The sequence below is a fragment of the Oryzisolibacter sp. LB2S genome, assembly GCF_040732315.1.
GTDB lineage: Bacteria > Pseudomonadota > Gammaproteobacteria > Burkholderiales > Burkholderiaceae_C > Alicycliphilus > Alicycliphilus soli.
Map to the genome: position 1 here is coordinate 2,987,186 of NZ_CP160388.1, position 15,826 is coordinate 3,003,011.

11 protein-coding genes are annotated in these 15,826 nt (G+C 62.4%); 9 read left to right on the plus strand and 2 right to left on the minus strand.

Going from position 1 to position 15,826, the window contains the following annotated elements:
* The first annotated feature begins 104 nt into the window (after positions 1-104).
* The 9 genes from ABUE11_RS14110 to ABUE11_RS14150 all read left to right on the plus strand — a co-directional run bounded on the left by ABUE11_RS14110 (position 105) and on the right by ABUE11_RS14150 (position 12,701).
* Positions 105-2,447 (plus strand): sigma-70 family RNA polymerase sigma factor, encoded by a 2,343-nt coding sequence (locus ABUE11_RS14110; protein WP_367065910.1) that lies wholly within the window; start codon positions 105-107, stop codon positions 2,445-2,447.
* A gap of 32 nt (positions 2,448-2,479) precedes the next feature.
* Positions 2,480-3,943, plus strand: a complete 1,464-nt coding sequence (locus tag ABUE11_RS14115) for an ATP-binding protein (RefSeq protein ID WP_367065911.1) — start codon at positions 2,480-2,482, stop codon at positions 3,941-3,943.
* Positions 3,944-3,970: 27 nt separating this feature from the next.
* Positions 3,971-5,731: a Z1 domain-containing protein gene (locus ABUE11_RS14120; RefSeq protein ID WP_367065912.1), complete on the plus strand. Its 1,761-nt coding sequence runs from the start codon at positions 3,971-3,973 to the stop codon at positions 5,729-5,731.
* A gap of 85 nt (positions 5,732-5,816) precedes the next feature.
* On the plus strand, positions 5,817-7,343 hold the full coding sequence (gene istA / locus ABUE11_RS14125) for an IS21 family transposase (protein WP_367065473.1): 1,527 nt from the start codon (positions 5,817-5,819) through the stop codon (positions 7,341-7,343).
* Positions 7,333-8,136 (plus strand): IS21-like element helper ATPase IstB, encoded by an 804-nt coding sequence (gene istB / locus ABUE11_RS14130; RefSeq protein WP_367065472.1) that lies wholly within the window; start codon positions 7,333-7,335, stop codon positions 8,134-8,136. Before istA ends, istB begins: the two co-directional genes overlap by 11 nt.
* Before the next feature lie 130 nt (positions 8,137-8,266).
* Complete coding sequence (locus tag ABUE11_RS14135) at positions 8,267-9,358, plus strand: Z1 domain-containing protein (protein ID WP_367065913.1); 1,092 nt, start codon at positions 8,267-8,269, stop codon at positions 9,356-9,358.
* Positions 9,342-10,346: a PD-(D/E)XK motif protein gene (locus ABUE11_RS14140; RefSeq protein WP_367065914.1), complete on the plus strand. Its 1,005-nt coding sequence runs from the start codon at positions 9,342-9,344 to the stop codon at positions 10,344-10,346. The genes ABUE11_RS14135 and ABUE11_RS14140 overlap by 17 nt, the downstream gene beginning before the upstream one ends.
* Positions 10,343-12,148, plus strand: a complete 1,806-nt coding sequence (locus ABUE11_RS14145; RefSeq protein WP_367065915.1) for an AIPR family protein — start codon at positions 10,343-10,345, stop codon at positions 12,146-12,148. The genes ABUE11_RS14140 and ABUE11_RS14145 overlap by 4 nt, the downstream gene beginning before the upstream one ends.
* 190 nt (positions 12,149-12,338) lie before the next feature.
* Positions 12,339-12,701: a 5-carboxymethyl-2-hydroxymuconate Delta-isomerase gene (locus ABUE11_RS14150; RefSeq protein WP_367065916.1), complete on the plus strand. Its 363-nt coding sequence runs from the start codon at positions 12,339-12,341 to the stop codon at positions 12,699-12,701.
* Between the two features lie 95 nt (positions 12,702-12,796).
* On the opposite strand, the gene ABUE11_RS14155 is transcribed toward ABUE11_RS14150, so the two are convergent.
* Complete coding sequence (locus ABUE11_RS14155; protein ID WP_367065917.1) at positions 12,797-13,825, minus strand: porin; 1,029 nt, start codon at positions 13,823-13,825, stop codon at positions 12,797-12,799.
* A gap of 146 nt (positions 13,826-13,971) precedes the next feature.
* A complete protein-coding gene (locus ABUE11_RS14160; RefSeq protein ID WP_367065919.1) occupies positions 13,972-15,780 on the minus strand; it encodes a chorismate-binding protein in 1,809 nt (602 codons plus the stop codon).
* Positions 15,781-15,826 lie beyond the last annotated feature (46 nt).

Below are 15,826 nucleotides of genomic sequence, written 5' to 3' on the forward strand. Positions count from 1 at the left end.
GTGAGCACGTAGGTAGATCCTGTGCCTGACCGTAGCTTGCGAAAACGCAGCTGCTGTGCAATGAGCAACGCCCGAATATTCCCAGGGAGGGGAATCCTTTCCAAATGAATGAACAAACTACGGCCAATGCCCGGCCCCTCAACCACTTCCTGAGAATGGCCGTCGTGGCGGGCGTGAAAAGCGCACTTCAACTCCACATCACCCGGGGTGACGACCTCAACGCACGTGATGCCAACGGCATGACACCCCTCATGCTCGCGGCGGCGCGCAACAATCCAGCGATCTGCAAGCAACTGCTGGACGCCGGTGTTCATCACGGACTGGTCGACCCCACAGGCAAGACGGCCCTGGAAATAGCCATCGCCGCCGGTTCGGATGCTGCAGCAGCCATCCTTGCCGCAACATGCGGACAAAGGTCCATCGCAACCCTAGAGCCACAGAGTTGGGTTCGGGTCGCTCCGGAGTTGCTCACGGAGCCTGTTCTGCCGTCGGTCAACACCATTGCGGTGGCCACATCGAACCATTCTGAAGAGACAACCTCCCAACCCACCGCGCACGAATCCACGGTCGCACATACGTCGATCGAGGCACCAATACCATTCTCTGCGGGCGCAAACACAGTGGACACCGGCGCGTTCGATCTCTCTGGCTGGGAAGCAGAAAGCGAACCAAGTCGTCCTGAGATCAACCACGTGGTAGTGGATGCGGCCCGCGCGATCCAGACCGCCATCACTGCTCACAGGCCGATCGATTCCTCGGCGGAATGGGACGACATCGAAATAGACCTGCCCGAGGCAGTGCCGCCACTGGTTCGCGCGGACAACATCGAAGGCCGAGCAAAGCTGCGACTGCTACTGCTCAGGGCACTGCGCGAGGGCAGCGTGCCAGCGCTGAATGTGCAGTCCCTGGCATCGAATGACGATCATTCCGCCAATCCAGAAGCCGAGGCGTACGTGACCATGGTCATCAACGACCTTGGTGCCGAGGTGGACGAGCGTCTCGAATACTCCGGATCTCTCGAGGTATTCGTCAATCCAGAAGAGACATCCGACGAGAAAGAAATCCTCGACCAGGCTCTCGCCATGATCGATGGCGCGACATCACGCCGTCATTTGCCGCTGTTGATCTACCAACGCGAATTCCAGCAACTGAAGTTGCTCTCTGCAGAGGAGGAAATACTGCTTGCAAAGGCGATGGAGGCCGCCCTGGAATCTGCGCTCGATGCACTGTCAACCTGGCCCGATGGCATCAATCGGACGTTGGCAGCGGGCGCCGACGCCATCACTGGCTCGCGACCGCTTGCCTCCATCTCGGTTGGCGGCGCTACCGGCCCCGGATTGACGGCGGCAGACAACCTGGACACCGAAATACCAGGACAAATGAATTGCGAGGGCGCAACAGACGAGAACGACGAGCGTACTGATGAGCCATTGATCGCCATTGGCAGCTCCGCCTTCGTCGACGCACATCGACGGTTGACCCTGCTCATGGAAGGGAGTGACCCTGCGGAGGCATCGACCAAACAAATACGCCAGGCGCTTGCAGATATGCGTCTCGACCGCCGCTTCCTCCTGGAACTGGGCGATACAGCCAACGGTTCAGGGCGCTGCCCTGGATATGAAAAGGCGATGTCTGCATTCAGAAGAGCCAGGGATCGGATGACTGCGGCCAATCTGAAGCTGGCCTTTTTCCACGCGAAGAAGCACCTCTACAGTGGCGAGCCACTGGACGATCTGACACAGGAGGGAAACATCGGCTTGCTCAAGGCAGTCGACCGCTACGACTGGCGCCGCGGCTTTCGGTTCTCGACCTACGCCACCTGGTGGATACGCCAGCAGATCGGTCGTTACATCGCCGACAAGGCCAGAACCATACGAGTACCGGTTCACATCCACGAAAAAATCCAGCTGCTGGCACGCTCGACACAGTCTCTCGAAGAGACTGCCGGTCGCGAGCCGACAGTCGATGAGTTGGCCATGCGTACCGGGATGCCATCCGAGACCGTCGCAAAACTACTGCGCATCTCACCCGAGCCCCTTCCCATCGACGAGCACACCATAGATGAAATGATCGCCATCGACGCACGCGAAGGCTACACGGCGCCGGATCCCGCAGACCTTGTCAACGCCATGCAGCGGGAGAAGGCTCTCGCGAGCTACATCTCATCCTTGCGAACAAAGGGGCAAAAGGCCGAAAAAGTCCTGCGGCTGCGGTTTGGCATCGGAGTCCACGATGCACTGACTCTGGACGAGATCGGCAAGCGATTCGATGTGACACGGGAACGAATCCGGCAGATCGAGGCCAAGGCAATCACACACCTCAAGCACCCCGCCCGACTGGAACCCTTCGCGCGTGCTGTGCTGGGTACGGCGCCCAATGCAAGCACCACCGCTCGCAAAAGGGATGCAAAAGTCCTGACAAATCCATCGAAGGTGCATGAAGAGTGACGGGAACCACGCGCAAGGCACCGCCGCATGCGATGGCGATGCTGGAATCCCTCCGAGGTCTGGGCTATTCGACAGCGACGGCTTTGGCCGACATCGTTGACAACAGCATCTCGGCCGGAGCCAGAGAGGTCCGGATCGATTTCCTGTGGGAGGGGGCCAACAGCCGCGTGCTGATCCTCGACGACGGGCGCGGCATGAGCGACCCCGAACTCGAAGGAGCCATGCGGCTCGGCGACAAGAACCCCTTGACTCAACGCGCGGCAGATGACCTTGGACGCTTCGGAATGGGGTTGAAAACTGCGTCGCTCTCACAGTGTCGGCGGCTGACCGTCGCCAGCACAAAGGACGGCAAGCGAAGCTGTCTGCGCTGGGATCTCGATGAGTTGGCAGCCACTCCACAAAGCGATTGGCTGCTTTTTGAAGGACCTGCCGAAGGTTCCGAACAGTACCTAGCCCCCCTCGACGGCAAGGCTGCCGGGACGCTGGTGCTCTGGGAGCAGCTCGACCGGATCATCACCACTGGCTACACGGTCGACGACTTCCTGGCAATGACAGTAGTGGTCGAAGCACATTTGGCCATGGTCTTCCATCGCCTGCTGCAAGGTTCTCGCGCACGAATGAGGCTGTTCATCAACAACCGTCCCATCGCTCCCTGGGATCCATTCATGTCAGGTCATCCTGCCAAGCCGTGGATCTCGCCACCCGCAGCCATGCAGACGGACGCGGGACTGGTTACGGCACAGTGCCATGTCCTGCCCCACCACGACAAGCTGACAAAGGACGAGTTCAGGAAAAACGAAGGCCCAGCGGGCTGGACTGCGCAGCAGGGCTTTTACGTCTACCGCAACGAACGGCTCCTGGTAGCCGGCGGCTGGCTCGGACTCGGCAACTCGAAAGCGTGGAACCGCGAAGATGCCCACCGCCTTGCGCGCATTCAACTCGACATTCCCAACACGGCCGATGCCGACTGGAAGATCGACGTGCGCAAGTCAATCGCCCGCCCCCCCGTCGCACTGCGCCAGTGGCTGACCCGTCTGGCTGAAGATACGCGTGAGCGCGCCCGCCGGGTATTCGCCTATCGCGGAGCACCAATGCCCACGCAGCGCAACACCCCCATCGCACAGGCCTGGAGAGTAGACCATACGAAGGACGGGATCCGCTATCGGATCGAGCCAACTCACCCTGCAATTGCGGCCGTCTTGAACAGCGCTGGCGACCTGGAGCCTTTGGTCAAGGCAATGTTGCGGGTAATCGAGGAGTCGGTACCAGTCCAACGGATCTGGCTCGACACAGCCGAGAACAAGGACACCCCAAAGACAGGCTTCACGAGCGACCCGCCTGCAGCTGTGGCAGCCGTATTGGCAACGATCTTCGCCGACATGGTCGGCCGGCGAGGCATGTCCGCCGAGATTGCAAAGCAGTCACTGCTGTCAACCGAGCCATTCCAAAACTATCCATTGCTGGTCGCGCAGCTTGACGACCCCACAAGGATCTAGGCCAACAAATAACAATAGGGAGAATCAATGCCAGAGTTCAGCACACTGACTGCGACGACACTCAACATCGCACAGAGCTTGCTCATTGCGGAAAAAGACAAGGGGCCAATTACCACCACCTTGATCACCGAGAAGGTGACACTCGCAGCATCGGTGGTCGCACCGGGCAGCGAAGACACCATAGACAAGGCAGCGGCCTGTGCCGAGCTGATACGGCGATTCAGTCTGTGGATTGGGCAGGACACTGCGCTCTCCGACACAACCGGCCATGAACCCTGGCTCAATGCAGCACGCAAGAAGAGCTGGCGATACTGGCCACGATACCGTGACATGCTGGATCGGAAAATGTCGGCGACAGCTGTCGATGCCGTGGACATCTCCACGGATCGTATCCTCGGACTCATGGAGGATCCCAACCGTGGGGGCGCCTGGGATCGGCGCGGCTTGGTGGTGGGCCATGTCCAGTCCGGAAAGACTGCAAACTACTCCGGCCTGATATGCAAGGCGGCGGACTCTGGCTACAAGATCATCATCGTTCTGGCGGGTCTGCACAACAACCTGCGCTCGCAGACGCAGATTCGCCTCGAAGAGGGTTTTCTTGGCTACGAAACCTCGGCTACGGGCGACATCGTCAAGCTGATCGGCGTCGGAGAACAAGGCCGCGACTTCGAGATCAAGCCCAACTGCGCAACCAACCGTACCAACGCCGGCGACTTCAACACCAGGATCGCGAGGCACCTGGCCATCTCTCCGGAAGAGCGCCCTTGGCTCTTTGTAGTCAAGAAACACAAAATTGTCTTGGAGCGACTGCTCAAGTGGATCCGCAGCCATGTCGCAGACACCACCGACGAACAAGGCAAGCGCTTCGTCTCGAACCTGCCGTTGCTGCTGATCGACGACGAGGCCGACCACGCATCGGTGGACACCGGCGAGCAGCACATCGACGCCGATGGCAAGCCCGATGAGGATCACGAGCCCAAGGCAATCAACAGCAGGATCCGCAAGATCCTCAACATCTTCGCCAAGAAGGCCTACGTCGGCTACACCGCAACGCCGTTCGCAAATATCTTCATCCACCGACAGAACGAAACACCCGAAGAAGGCCCCGACCTCTTCCCGCAGTCGTTCATCGTCAACCTGGCCGCGCCATCCAACTATGTTGGCCCAGCACGTGTCTTCGGATTGCGAACCCCGGAAGGACGCAGCGGCCTGCCACTCACGCGAGTTTTCCAGGATCACGCCAGCAAAGATGAGCGCGGGGGCTGGATGCCTCCGAAGCACAAAAAAGACCACACGCCACGCCACATGGGGCAGGACGAGATACCGCCCTCTTTGCGCGAGGCCATCCAAGCCTTCGTCCTGGCGTGCGCGGCCCGGGAGGTTCGCGGTCAAGCGGCGCAGCACTCATCAATGCTCGTTCACGTTACACGCTTCACACTCGTCCAAAAGGAAGTCCACCGCCAGGTCGAGGACTTCGTCCAGAAAATGAAGCTGCGAATCACTCGCTGCATCGACCATGAGGCGCTGATTGATCAGTTGCGTGAGCTTTGGGAATCCGACTTTGTTCCTACCACCGAGGCAATCGCCACCAAACTGACCGAATCCGAGGAGCAGCCTTCCTCAACGCCGTGGGCCGAAGTCCTCGCCAAGCTGCCTGACGTCCTGTCAGACATCGATGTGCGCATGGTGAACGGTCAAGCGAAAGATGCACTTGACTACGCAGAGCAAGGTGCAAGAGGACTCAAAGTCATCGCCATCGGTGGCGTGTTGATTTCCACGCAGAAGTGACCCACTAACCCCCAGGATTTCCATCCAAACCTGACCCACGTACTAACCCTAACCTGCTGCTTTGTTGAGCAGCAGGAGACCAGGAGTGATAGACGTGGCAACACTGAGTGTCATCAGGCGCTGGGCCCTGCGAGAGCAGCTGTCCATCAGGGAGATCGCCCGCCGCACGGGCCTCTCGCGCAACACCATCCGCAAGTACCTGCGCGCAGGCGAGGCCGAGCCGCACTATGCCAAGCGGGTCAGTCCATCCAAGCTAGATCCCTTCGCCTTGAAGCTCGCCGGCTGGCTCAAGACGGAAGCTGGCCGATCCCGCAAGCAGCGGCGCACCATCAAGCAGATGTACCTGGATCTGCAGGCGCTCGGTTATGGCGGCTCCTACAACCGTGTGGCGGCCTTCGCCCGCCTCTGGCACGAGCAGCGCCTTGTGGCCCAGCAGACCACTGGCCGCGGCACCTTCGTTCCCCTGACCTTCGGCCCGGGTGAGGCCTTCCAGTTCGACTGGAGCGAGGACTGGGCTGTTCTCGCTGGCGTGCGCACCAAGCTGCAGGTAGCCCACTTCAAGCTCAGCCACAGCCGAGCGTTCTACCTGCGCGCCTACCCCCTGCAGACGCACGAGATGCTGTTCGATGCCCACAACCATGCATTCGTAGTCCTGGGTGGCGTGCCCCGTCGAGGCATCTACGACAACATGCGCACCGCTGTAGACCGGGTGCGCCGTGGCAAAGAGCGCGACGTCAATGCGCGCTTTGCGGCCATGGTCAGCCACTTCCTGTTCGAGGCCGAGTTCTGCAATCCGGCGTCGGGCTGGGAGAAGGGCCAAGTGGAGAAGAACGTGCGCGATGCCCGCCATCGCCTGTGGCAGGTGGTGCCGCCATTCCTAAGCCTGTCCGATCTCAATGCCTGGCTTGAAGAGCGCTGCGTGGCGCTGTGGCACGAGATCGAGCACGGCAAGCTGCCGGGCACCGTCGCGGATGTCTGGGCTCAAGAGAAGGCAACCTTGATGCCGATGCCCCGGCCCTTCGATGGCTTTGTGGAGCACACCAAGCGCGTCTCACCCACCTGCTTGGTCCACTTCGAGCGCAATCGCTACAGCGTGCCGGCGCCGTATGCCAATCGACCGGTGAGCCTGCGGGTCTATGCCGATCGCCTGGTGGTCGCTGCCGAAGGCCAGATCATCTGTGAACACCAGCGCCTGATCGAGCGCAACCACCATGGCGCTGGGCAGACCGTCTATGACTGGCGCCACTACCTGGCGGTGCTGCAGCGCAAACCAGGAGCTTTGCGCAACGGCGCCCCATTCCTGGAGCTACCAGCGGCCTTCAAGCGACTGCAGGCCACCTTGCTCAAGCAACCCGGCGGCGACCGGGAGATGGTGGAGGTACTGGCTCTCGTGCTGCACCACGATGAACAGGCTGTGCTCGCTGCAGTGGAGTTGGCACTGGAGTCAGGGGCTGCCAGCAAGACGCACATCCTGAACGTGCTGCACCGCTTGCTGGACGGCAAGCCCGCTCCAGCACCGGTCACATCGCCGCAGGCCCTCAAGCTGGCGGTGGAACCCCAAGCCAATGTGCGTCGTTACGACCAATTGAGGGAGGTGCGCTATGCGTCATGACCCTGCCATCGCTTCTATCGTGATCATGCTGCGCGAGCTCAAGATGCACGGCATGGCCCAGGCGGTTGCGGAGCTGGCCGAGCAAGGTGCACCGGCCTTCGACGCCGCACAGCCCATCCTGTCCCAACTGCTCAAAGCCGAGACCGCCGAGCGCGAAGTGCGCTCGGTGGCCTACCAGATCAAGGTGGCCAGGTTCCCTGCATACCGGGACCTAGCGGGCTTTGACTTCAGCCACAGCGAGGTTAACGAGGCACTGGTACGCCAGTTGCACCGCTGCGAATTCTTGGAGAACGCCAACAACGTGGTGCTGGTGGGTGGACCGGGTACGGGCAAGACCCACATTGCCACGGCCCTCGGGGTGCAAGCCATTGAGCACCATCACCGCAGGGTGCGGTTCTTCTCCACGGTGGAGCTGGTCAATGCACTGGAAGAGGAGAAGGCCCAGGGCAAGCCGGGGCAGATCGCGCACCGCCTGGCCTATGCTGACCTGGTGATCCTGGATGAGCTGGGCTACCTGCCGTTCAGTACGTCAGGAGGAGCTTTGCTGTTCCACCTGCTGTCCAAGCTGTACGAGCGCACGAGCGTCGTGATCACCACCAACCTGAGCTTTAGCGAGTGGGCCAATGTGTTCGGAGATGCCAAGATGACCACGGCGCTGCTGGACCGGCTCACGCATCACTGCCATATTCTGGAAACCGGCAACGACAGCTACAGGTTCAAGAACAGCTCCGCACAGCAATCACCACAGACCACCAGAAAGGAGAAGGCGGCCAAGAACTTATCCACAACGTGAGCGTGAAGCTCACGAACCAGGGTGGGTCAAGATTCGATGGAAATGGTGGGTCAGCTTTGCATGGAAATCAACAGGTGGCGACAAGCTCGCGCGCGGGCTGACGCTGGAAGGCCTGTGTACCAGTTACTTCGTGCGCACCACGAAGATGTATGACACGCTGATGCAGATGGGCCGCTGGTTCGGCTACCGACCGGGGTACATCGACCTCTGTCGCCTCTACACCACTGAGGATCTCATCGAGTGGTTTGGACATATCGCCGATGCATCCGAGGAACTGCGAGAGGAGTTTGATGCAATGGCCGAGAGCGGCGCAACGCCACGGGACTATGGCCTGCGCGTGCAGTCCCATCCGATCCTTCTGGTGACTTCGCCCCTGAAGATGCGAACAGCCAAGAACCTGCAGCTTTCGTTCAGTGGAGACTTGCTCGAAACCGTTTCCATACACAACGACAATGAGGTTCTCGATCGGAACCTGGAAGCCGTGAACAGGCTCATTGCGGCATGTGGTACGCCGGACGAGATCAATCCAAGCCGCATTCGTGGATCCCTGGAGCAACAGTGGGAGGGCTTTCTCTGGAACGAAGTTCCGGCCGACCACATTACCGACTTTCTCGAATCCTTCACTACCCACCCAAAGGCCCGCAAGGTCAACAGCACACTCCTGCGTGATTTCATCCACACCATGACTGAGACAGGCGAACTGACGTCCTGGACGGTTGCCCTGCTGGGTGGCGGTGAAGGCGGCAATCACACTTTCCCCGGCGGACTGACCATCAAGGCCATGCCCAAGCGCAGCGCCGACAAGGACATCGCAGACAGATACGCGATTGGGCGATTGCTGTCGCCCCGCGACGAAGCAATCGATTTGGACAATGCCGCTTGGGCCGCGGCACTGGAACGCACCAGAAATATGTTCAACCCCGACGCAGGCCGCCAGAAGAATGGCGCAAAACCCAGCACGCCTGATGCACCCAACGGTCCATCGATCCGCTACATACGTGGCAAGGGATGTGCATCCAATGGCATCGCACCGTCTCCGGAGCGTGGCCTCCTGCTGCTCTACCCTCTCGATCCCCAGCAGTCGGGTAGCACTGCACTGGCCGGGCGAAAGGATCCGGTCATGGCGTTCGGTGTCAGCTTCCCGTCGAGTGACTCCGGCGTGAAGGTTGAATACGCGGTCGACCACCTGCTCTGGGCGAGCGAATATGGCCCTGCTGAATGACGACATCGAGCTCGTTTGGAGCTCATTACGGGACAGCACGGACGCTTCGGGCTGGCGCAGTATCTCCATCGCGACGATTGGGTCATGCTCATTGCTTGCCGGTCTGAGTTTCCCGGAAAGGAACGAGGCGCTCCTGGCAAGTTTTTCGTCGGACGTGATCCCCGCAGCGGAGAATCTCCCCGAAGGTCAGGGCTTCACGGTCTCACGGGTGACCCACCACAGCGACAGTCACAATTGGATCGCGCTCACGCGCAGCGCGCATGGCAGCTTGGAGCTTTTCTCAGCCATGGTGGTAGACGTGGTCCACGCGATGGCCACCGAGTCCGGAGCCAACGAGAAGCGGCTGCTGCATGTCTTCCTTGCACGTATCCGTGCCTGGCAGGAATTCATGCGCAAAGGCGCTCAGTTCCTGAGCCCAGAGGCCGAAATCGGTTTGGTGGGTGAACTTGCTGTCCTGCGAGCCATCATCGACGCTGGTGTGCCAATGGCAGCTGCCGTCGAATCGTGGGTCGGGCCGCTCAACGGCATTCAGGACTTCGAGCTCGGCACTGGATCCATTGAGGTCAAGGCGACACTCTCGACCGCAGGTTTTCCTGCCAAGATCGGCTCGCTGGGGCAGCTCGATGATTCTGTGCGACAACCGCTGTTCCTTGCCGGGGTGCGACTGCGCCAGACCGAATCCGGACAAAGCCTGCCTGAGCTGGTGGCTGAGATTCGCAATGCGGCCGAAGACGACGCAAAGGCCATGCGTCTGCTCGGCGAGCGAATGATCGCCGCAGGCTACCTCGATGTCCACGCGAACCGCCATATCCGCCGCTTCACGCTGACAGACATTTGGGTCGTCGAGGTCAATGACGATTTCCCTCGTCTGACGCCGGGCAAAGTGCCGCTGGGCGTCACGAATGTCACCTATGAAATTGATCTGAACAAGGTTGCGGTGCCAAGCACTCCAACCGCCGATGCATTGAAACGATTGGGAGTCATATGAGTTCAAGCCTGCCCGAGTTCCTGCGCGAGACGCGATCCGCCATCAAGTCTCAAATGCGCGAGGGTGCACTCTACGAAGAACTGGTTTTCGCCAGCATTGTGATGGATCACATGTCGGAGATCGGCATGACCTTTGAACCCGTCGAGTGCCACTACGAAGGCAGCGTGGAGAGAGCCATCCTGCGGCTGAGCGGTTACTCCATCTCCGACGACACCGAGCAACTCGATCTGTTCGTGAGCCTGTACGCCGGCGTCGATGAACCCACGCCCATCCCTGATTCGGAAACCATGACTGCGGCGGAACGCTGCCTGCGCTTCCTGACGCTGTGCGCTGAAGGGAAGCTTGCCCAACGGCTGGACCAGTCCAGTGACGTGGCCTCGCTGGCCAGTACCCTGCAGCACATCTACAACGACCTTGAGCAGATTCGCATCTACGTCATCACAGACAGGGTGGCCAAGTCCAAGAGTTTCAGGACTCGTGAAATCAGCGGGAAGGCCGTACGTCTTGAGGTGATGGACATCGAACGGCTGTACCGTCATACATCGGAAGGGAAACCACGCGACGAGTTGGTGGTCAACTTCAAGGAGGTGGCCGGATCGCCGCTGCCCTGCATCTACGTGCCAAGCGAAAACGATGAATACGACTACGCAATGACTGCGTTTCCCGGCGAAGCGTTGCGGCTTCTCTATGAAAAGTTCGGAGCCCGCCTGCTGGAAGCAAACGTCCGATCCTTTCTGAGCGTAAGAGGCAAGAGCGTGAACGCCGGAATCCAATCAACACTGCGCAATGCACCGGAGCGTTTCATGGCCTACAACAACGGGATTGTTGTCGTGGCCGACGAGATGGTGCTAGGGGAGACCCTGCAAGGCGGGCAAGGCATTGCCTGGCTCAAAGGATTGCAGATCGTCAACGGCGGCCAAACGACGGCGTCGCTCTATTTCACCAAGAAGAAATACCCAGGGACGGATCTGAGTCGTGTCCGGGTACCGGCAAAAATCATCGTCATGAAAACGCAGGACGCGATTCAGGAGGAAGCGCTGGTGTCGGACATATCCCGTTACGCGAACAGCCAGAACGCGGTGCGCCAATCCGACCTCTCTGCCAACAAACCATTTCATGTCGAAATCGAACGACTTTCCCGTTCTGTCTATTGTCCCGACGGAGTAAGCCAGTGGTTTTATGAACGTGCTGCGGGCAGCTACAACACCCTGCTCGCGCGCGAAGGGAGCACACCTGCCCGCCTCAAGGCGCTGAAGGACGCCATTCCCGCCTCACGACGCATCACGAAGACAGACCTCGCCAAATATCTCAACGCCTGGGCCTGCAAGCCGGACATAGTCAGCATGGGTTCGCAAAAGAACTTCGATCGATTCATGGCCGCGCTCTCTCCCACCGACAACCAAGAGGTTGTGCTGCCAACAGTGGCCGACTACAAGGCCATGATCGCCAAGGCCAAGCTGTATCGTGATACGCAGAAAATGCTTCGTTCGATGTTTCAAGCCTTTCAGGCCAACATTACGGCGTACACGATCTCTGTACTTTCCGAGAAGTTGGGTTCACGCATCGACCTTGATCAAATCTGGCTGAAGCAAGCCGTGTCGCCACAGCTCATGAACCAGATCGCCACCTGGGCCAAGGAAGTCAACGACACGCTTCACGCCACCTCTGGTGGGCGTATGGTGTCCGAGTGGGCCAAGCGCCCGGAGTGCAAGGATGCAGTGCTGAGTGCAGCCTATTCGGAACCCGCTGACCACATTCCCGAAGTGATGTCCATCCGGACACCAACAAGTGCAGGCAGATAGCACTTACAGGCTCCAGCGACGTTCTGCGCCAAATGCCACGCCCTGCGGCCATGGCTGCCAAAGTCCACGGCACACCGCCCTGCCGTTTGCATAATCCACCACGGTCCGGGCGCCAGCCCGGAGCCTTCGGCTACAGGCCTTGCGCGCTTGCAGGGCCCCATCCTCACAACCTTGTTCCAGAAAGCACCCCATGCCCCATCTGACCGTCGAATACAGCCCCAACCTGAACGCCTTCCCCGAGGGGCAGGCCGCCGCCGAGCTCAATGCGGCTGTGTGCGCCAGCCCCGAGGTGCTGGACGAGGCCGATCTCAAGACCCGCTTTGTGCGCTGTGCGCCCACGTTTCAGGTCGGCACCGTGCCGACGGGCCGCGCCTTTGTGCACGCGCAGCTGCGCCTGCTCTCGGGCCGCAGCCCCGAGGCCAAGCAGGACCTGGCCAACCGCATCGCCCAGGTGCTGCGCCGCCTCACGCCGCGCCCCGCGGGCGTGATGGTGCAGCTGAGCGTGGAGATCGTGGACATGGACCGCCCGTCCTACATCAAGGAGCGGCTGTAGGCGTCGCCGGCGCAGCGCCGCCCGACAGGCGCCGGGCGGCGGTGAGGGCGCACACAAGGGCGGTAAAAACGGCGGCATTGCGCCGCCGCGCGCCATCAGAAGTTGTGGCGAATGCCGATCTCGTAGCCCGTCAGGGACTTGCCCGCGGCTGGTGTCGGGCTCAGTGACGAGGCCAGCTTGCGCGTGGCGGCGCCGTCGTTGTTCATGCGTGCCACGGCGCCATAGATCTCGGTGCGCTTGGAGAGCTGGTAGCCATAGCCGAGCGCAAAGCGCTGGGAATCGTTGTCGCTCTTCTTGTCGTTGTAGTCGGTGTAGGCCGCGCGCAGCTCGCCCGCGCCCAGCTTCATCTTCACGCCGACGCTGTAGAGGTCCACGCGCTTGCCGGCGCCACGCTCGGAGGCAATCAGCACCATGGGCGTGAAGTCACCGATCTTGTAGGACGCGCCGAGGTTCATGGCCTTGTAGTCCACGCCCGCGGCCGTCGTGCCGCCGCGCGTCACGCCATAGGCGACGGCCACGTTCAACGGCCCGTTGCCATAGCCCAGGCGCAGGCCCGTGGCGCTCTTGAGGCTGTTGTCGCCCGCCTCCTCGCCAAAGCTGTGAGCCACCTGGCCATAGAAGCCGCCGAGCTTGGGCAACACATAGGCGACGCTGTTGGAGAAGCGCTTGGGCGCGCTGCCCTCGGCCGTGCCCGCGGCGGAGCTGCCGACCAGGTTGTGGGCGTTGATGCCGCCCATGCCGCTGTCGCCAAAGGCATGGAAGGTCTCCAGATTCAGATAGGTCGGCGTCTTGTCGCGGCCCAGGCGCAACTCACCGAAGTTGCCCATCAGGCTCAAGGTGGAGCGGCGGTCGAACTTGAAGCCCCCGCTCGTGCCATCGTCGACGTTCACGCCGCCCTCGAGCCAGAACCCCGCCTTGAGGCCGCCGCCGAGGTCTTCCACCCCGCGAAAACCCAGGCGGCTGCTGGAGTTGCCGCCATTGGCCATGCCGGTGACGCTCTTGCCCGAGGTCGAGATGCGGCCGACGGAGGCATCGACGACGCCGAAAAGGGTCACGTTGGAGCCTTGAGCCGCCGCACCCGCGGTCGCCGTGAGTGCCGCAAGGGCCAAAATTGCTTGTTTCATGCTGTTCATGGATTGGAATGAAAGGGAACAGCCGGTAGGAGCGATGCGCGCTGCGCGCAGCCTCCACGCCCGGCCAGCCACCCGCGGTGGGGCCGGGCCCATTGAACAGCCCGAATGTGACAATTCAGGGTAATCCCTAGGGATTGCTAAGGCTTGTCCGCCGGTGGTTGCGGGTTGTGCTCCAGCGTGGCATCGAGCCACCCCCGCAGGCTGTTGATGAAGGCCCAGGCCTGCACGCGCGGCACATCCTGCAGGCGCACGACCGCCTCGCTCACGCGGCCCTGCTGCAGCGCCACGGCGCGGCCCACGCCGGGCAGCAGGCCACAGGCAAGCGGCGGTGTGACCCAGCGGCCACCCAGCAGCGCGGCGATGTTGCCGAAGGTGGTTTCGGTGAGCTCGCCGGCTTCGTTGTAGAGGATGGTGTCGAAGACTCCGCTGCCCGGCTGCGGCGCAAAGGCCGCGTAGTGCGCGCGGCGCGTGGTCTTGTGGCGCACCCATTCCCCGTGCGCGGCGGCAAAGGGGCGATCGGCCAACGCCAGGCGCACCGGCGTGGGCGTGGCGGCCAGGGCGAAGGCCTCGGCGCGCGGCGCGCCTTCGGCATCGACCAGCAGGCGCACGCGCCAATCGCCATGCGGATGGGCGGCGGCCAGCGCGTCCAGGCAGGCGGCCACGCGCGCGCCGTCCCAGGGGTAGCCGAAATGGGCGGCGGCCTCGCGCATGCGCGCCAGATGCGCGTCGCGGTGGCGCGGCCGGCCATCGTGCAGGCCCAGGGTCTCCAGCAGGTCGAAGGGGGCGCTCGCGCGCTCGACGAAGGCGCGCTTGGCGGCCCATTCGCGCCATTCGGCGCTGGCGTCGGCGCCCCAGACGATGCCACTGCCTATGCCGCAGCGCGCCTGGCCCGCGTGCAGCTCCAGCGTGCGTATGGGCACGTTGAAGGTGGCGGCGATGGCGCCGGGGGCGCCGGCGGGGTCGGGCCGCACGAGGCCCAGGGCGCCGCAGTACACGCCGCGCGGGCCGGATTCGAGCGCGCGGATGGCGCGCATGGCCTCGACCTTGGGCGCGCCCGTGACCGAGCCGCAGGGAAACAGCGCGGCAAACACGTCGGCCAGGCGCGTGCCCGCGCGCGTGCGCGCCGCCACGTCGGAGGTCATCTGCCACACGGTGGGCAGCCGCTCGGTGTGGAAGAGGCGCGGCACGCGCACGCTGTGCGGCTCGGCTATGCGCGAGAGGTCGTTGCGCAGCAGGTCCACGATCATCACGTTCTCGGCGCGCTCCTTGGCGCTGGCACGCAGACGCGCGGCCTGCTCGGCGTCCTGCTCGGGCGTGGCGCCGCGCGCGGCCGTGCCCTTCATGGGGCGGGTGAGGATGTCGCCCCTGCCGTCGGGCGCGGCGTGCCAGTCGAAGAACAGCTCGGGCGAGACGGACAGCAGCTCGCCCCCCGCGCCGTCGTCGATATGCGCGGCGTAGCCGCCCGGCTGGGCGCGCCGCAGCGCGGCGAACAGCGCGCGGGTGTCACCCTCCATGCGGCCGTGCAGCGGCGCGGTGTAGTTGACCTGGTAGTAGCGGCCCGCGCCAATGCCCTGCTGGATCTGCGCCAGGGCGGCGTCGAAGTCGGCACGTGCGAGGCCCTCGTCCCAGTCGATGCGGGCCTGGCCCGCGGGCGCATCGGCCGGCCAGGGCGCGGGCGCGTCGTACACGGCAAACCAGGCGAGCGGCGGGCAGCCCTGGGGCTGGGCGTGCACGGCAAGCGCCGCATCGAAGGCGGGCGCGGCCTCGTAGCGCAGCCAGCCGATGCACCACTGGCCGGCACGGGCGGCGGCCTCCACCGCATCGAGCACGGCGCGCACCTCGCCCGGCCGCTGCGCCGCCAGCGTGCGCAGCGGCCGCGCAAAGGCATGGCGCAGGCGCGCCGCATCGGGTGCCTGAGGATTCGCGAAGTCGATCAGGGAATACAAGGAAAAACCACTTCAAGCGCCCGCCAGTCAAGTGCAGGCAGCTATA

Bases quoted from the DNA above. Each gene is read 5' to 3' on its own strand.
- ABUE11_RS14110 (WP_367065910.1), top strand. From the start codon at position 105: ATGAATGAACAAACTACGGCCAATGCCCGGCCCCTCAACCACTTCCTG.
- ABUE11_RS14115 (WP_367065911.1), top strand. From the start codon at position 2,480: ATGGCGATGCTGGAATCCCTCCGAGGTCTGGGCTATTCGACAGCGACG.
- ABUE11_RS14120 (WP_367065912.1), top strand. From the start codon at position 3,971: ATGCCAGAGTTCAGCACACTGACTGCGACGACACTCAACATCGCACAG.
- istB (WP_367065472.1), top strand. From the start codon at position 7,333: ATGCGTCATGACCCTGCCATCGCTTCTATCGTGATCATGCTGCGCGAG.
- ABUE11_RS14140 (WP_367065914.1), top strand. From the start codon at position 9,342: ATGGCCCTGCTGAATGACGACATCGAGCTCGTTTGGAGCTCATTACGG.
- ABUE11_RS14145 (WP_367065915.1), top strand. From the start codon at position 10,343: ATGAGTTCAAGCCTGCCCGAGTTCCTGCGCGAGACGCGATCCGCCATC.
- ABUE11_RS14150 (WP_367065916.1), top strand. From the start codon at position 12,339: ATGCCCCATCTGACCGTCGAATACAGCCCCAACCTGAACGCCTTCCCC.
- ABUE11_RS14155 (WP_367065917.1), bottom strand. From the start codon at position 13,825: ATGAAACAAGCAATTTTGGCCCTTGCGGCACTCACGGCGACCGCGGGT.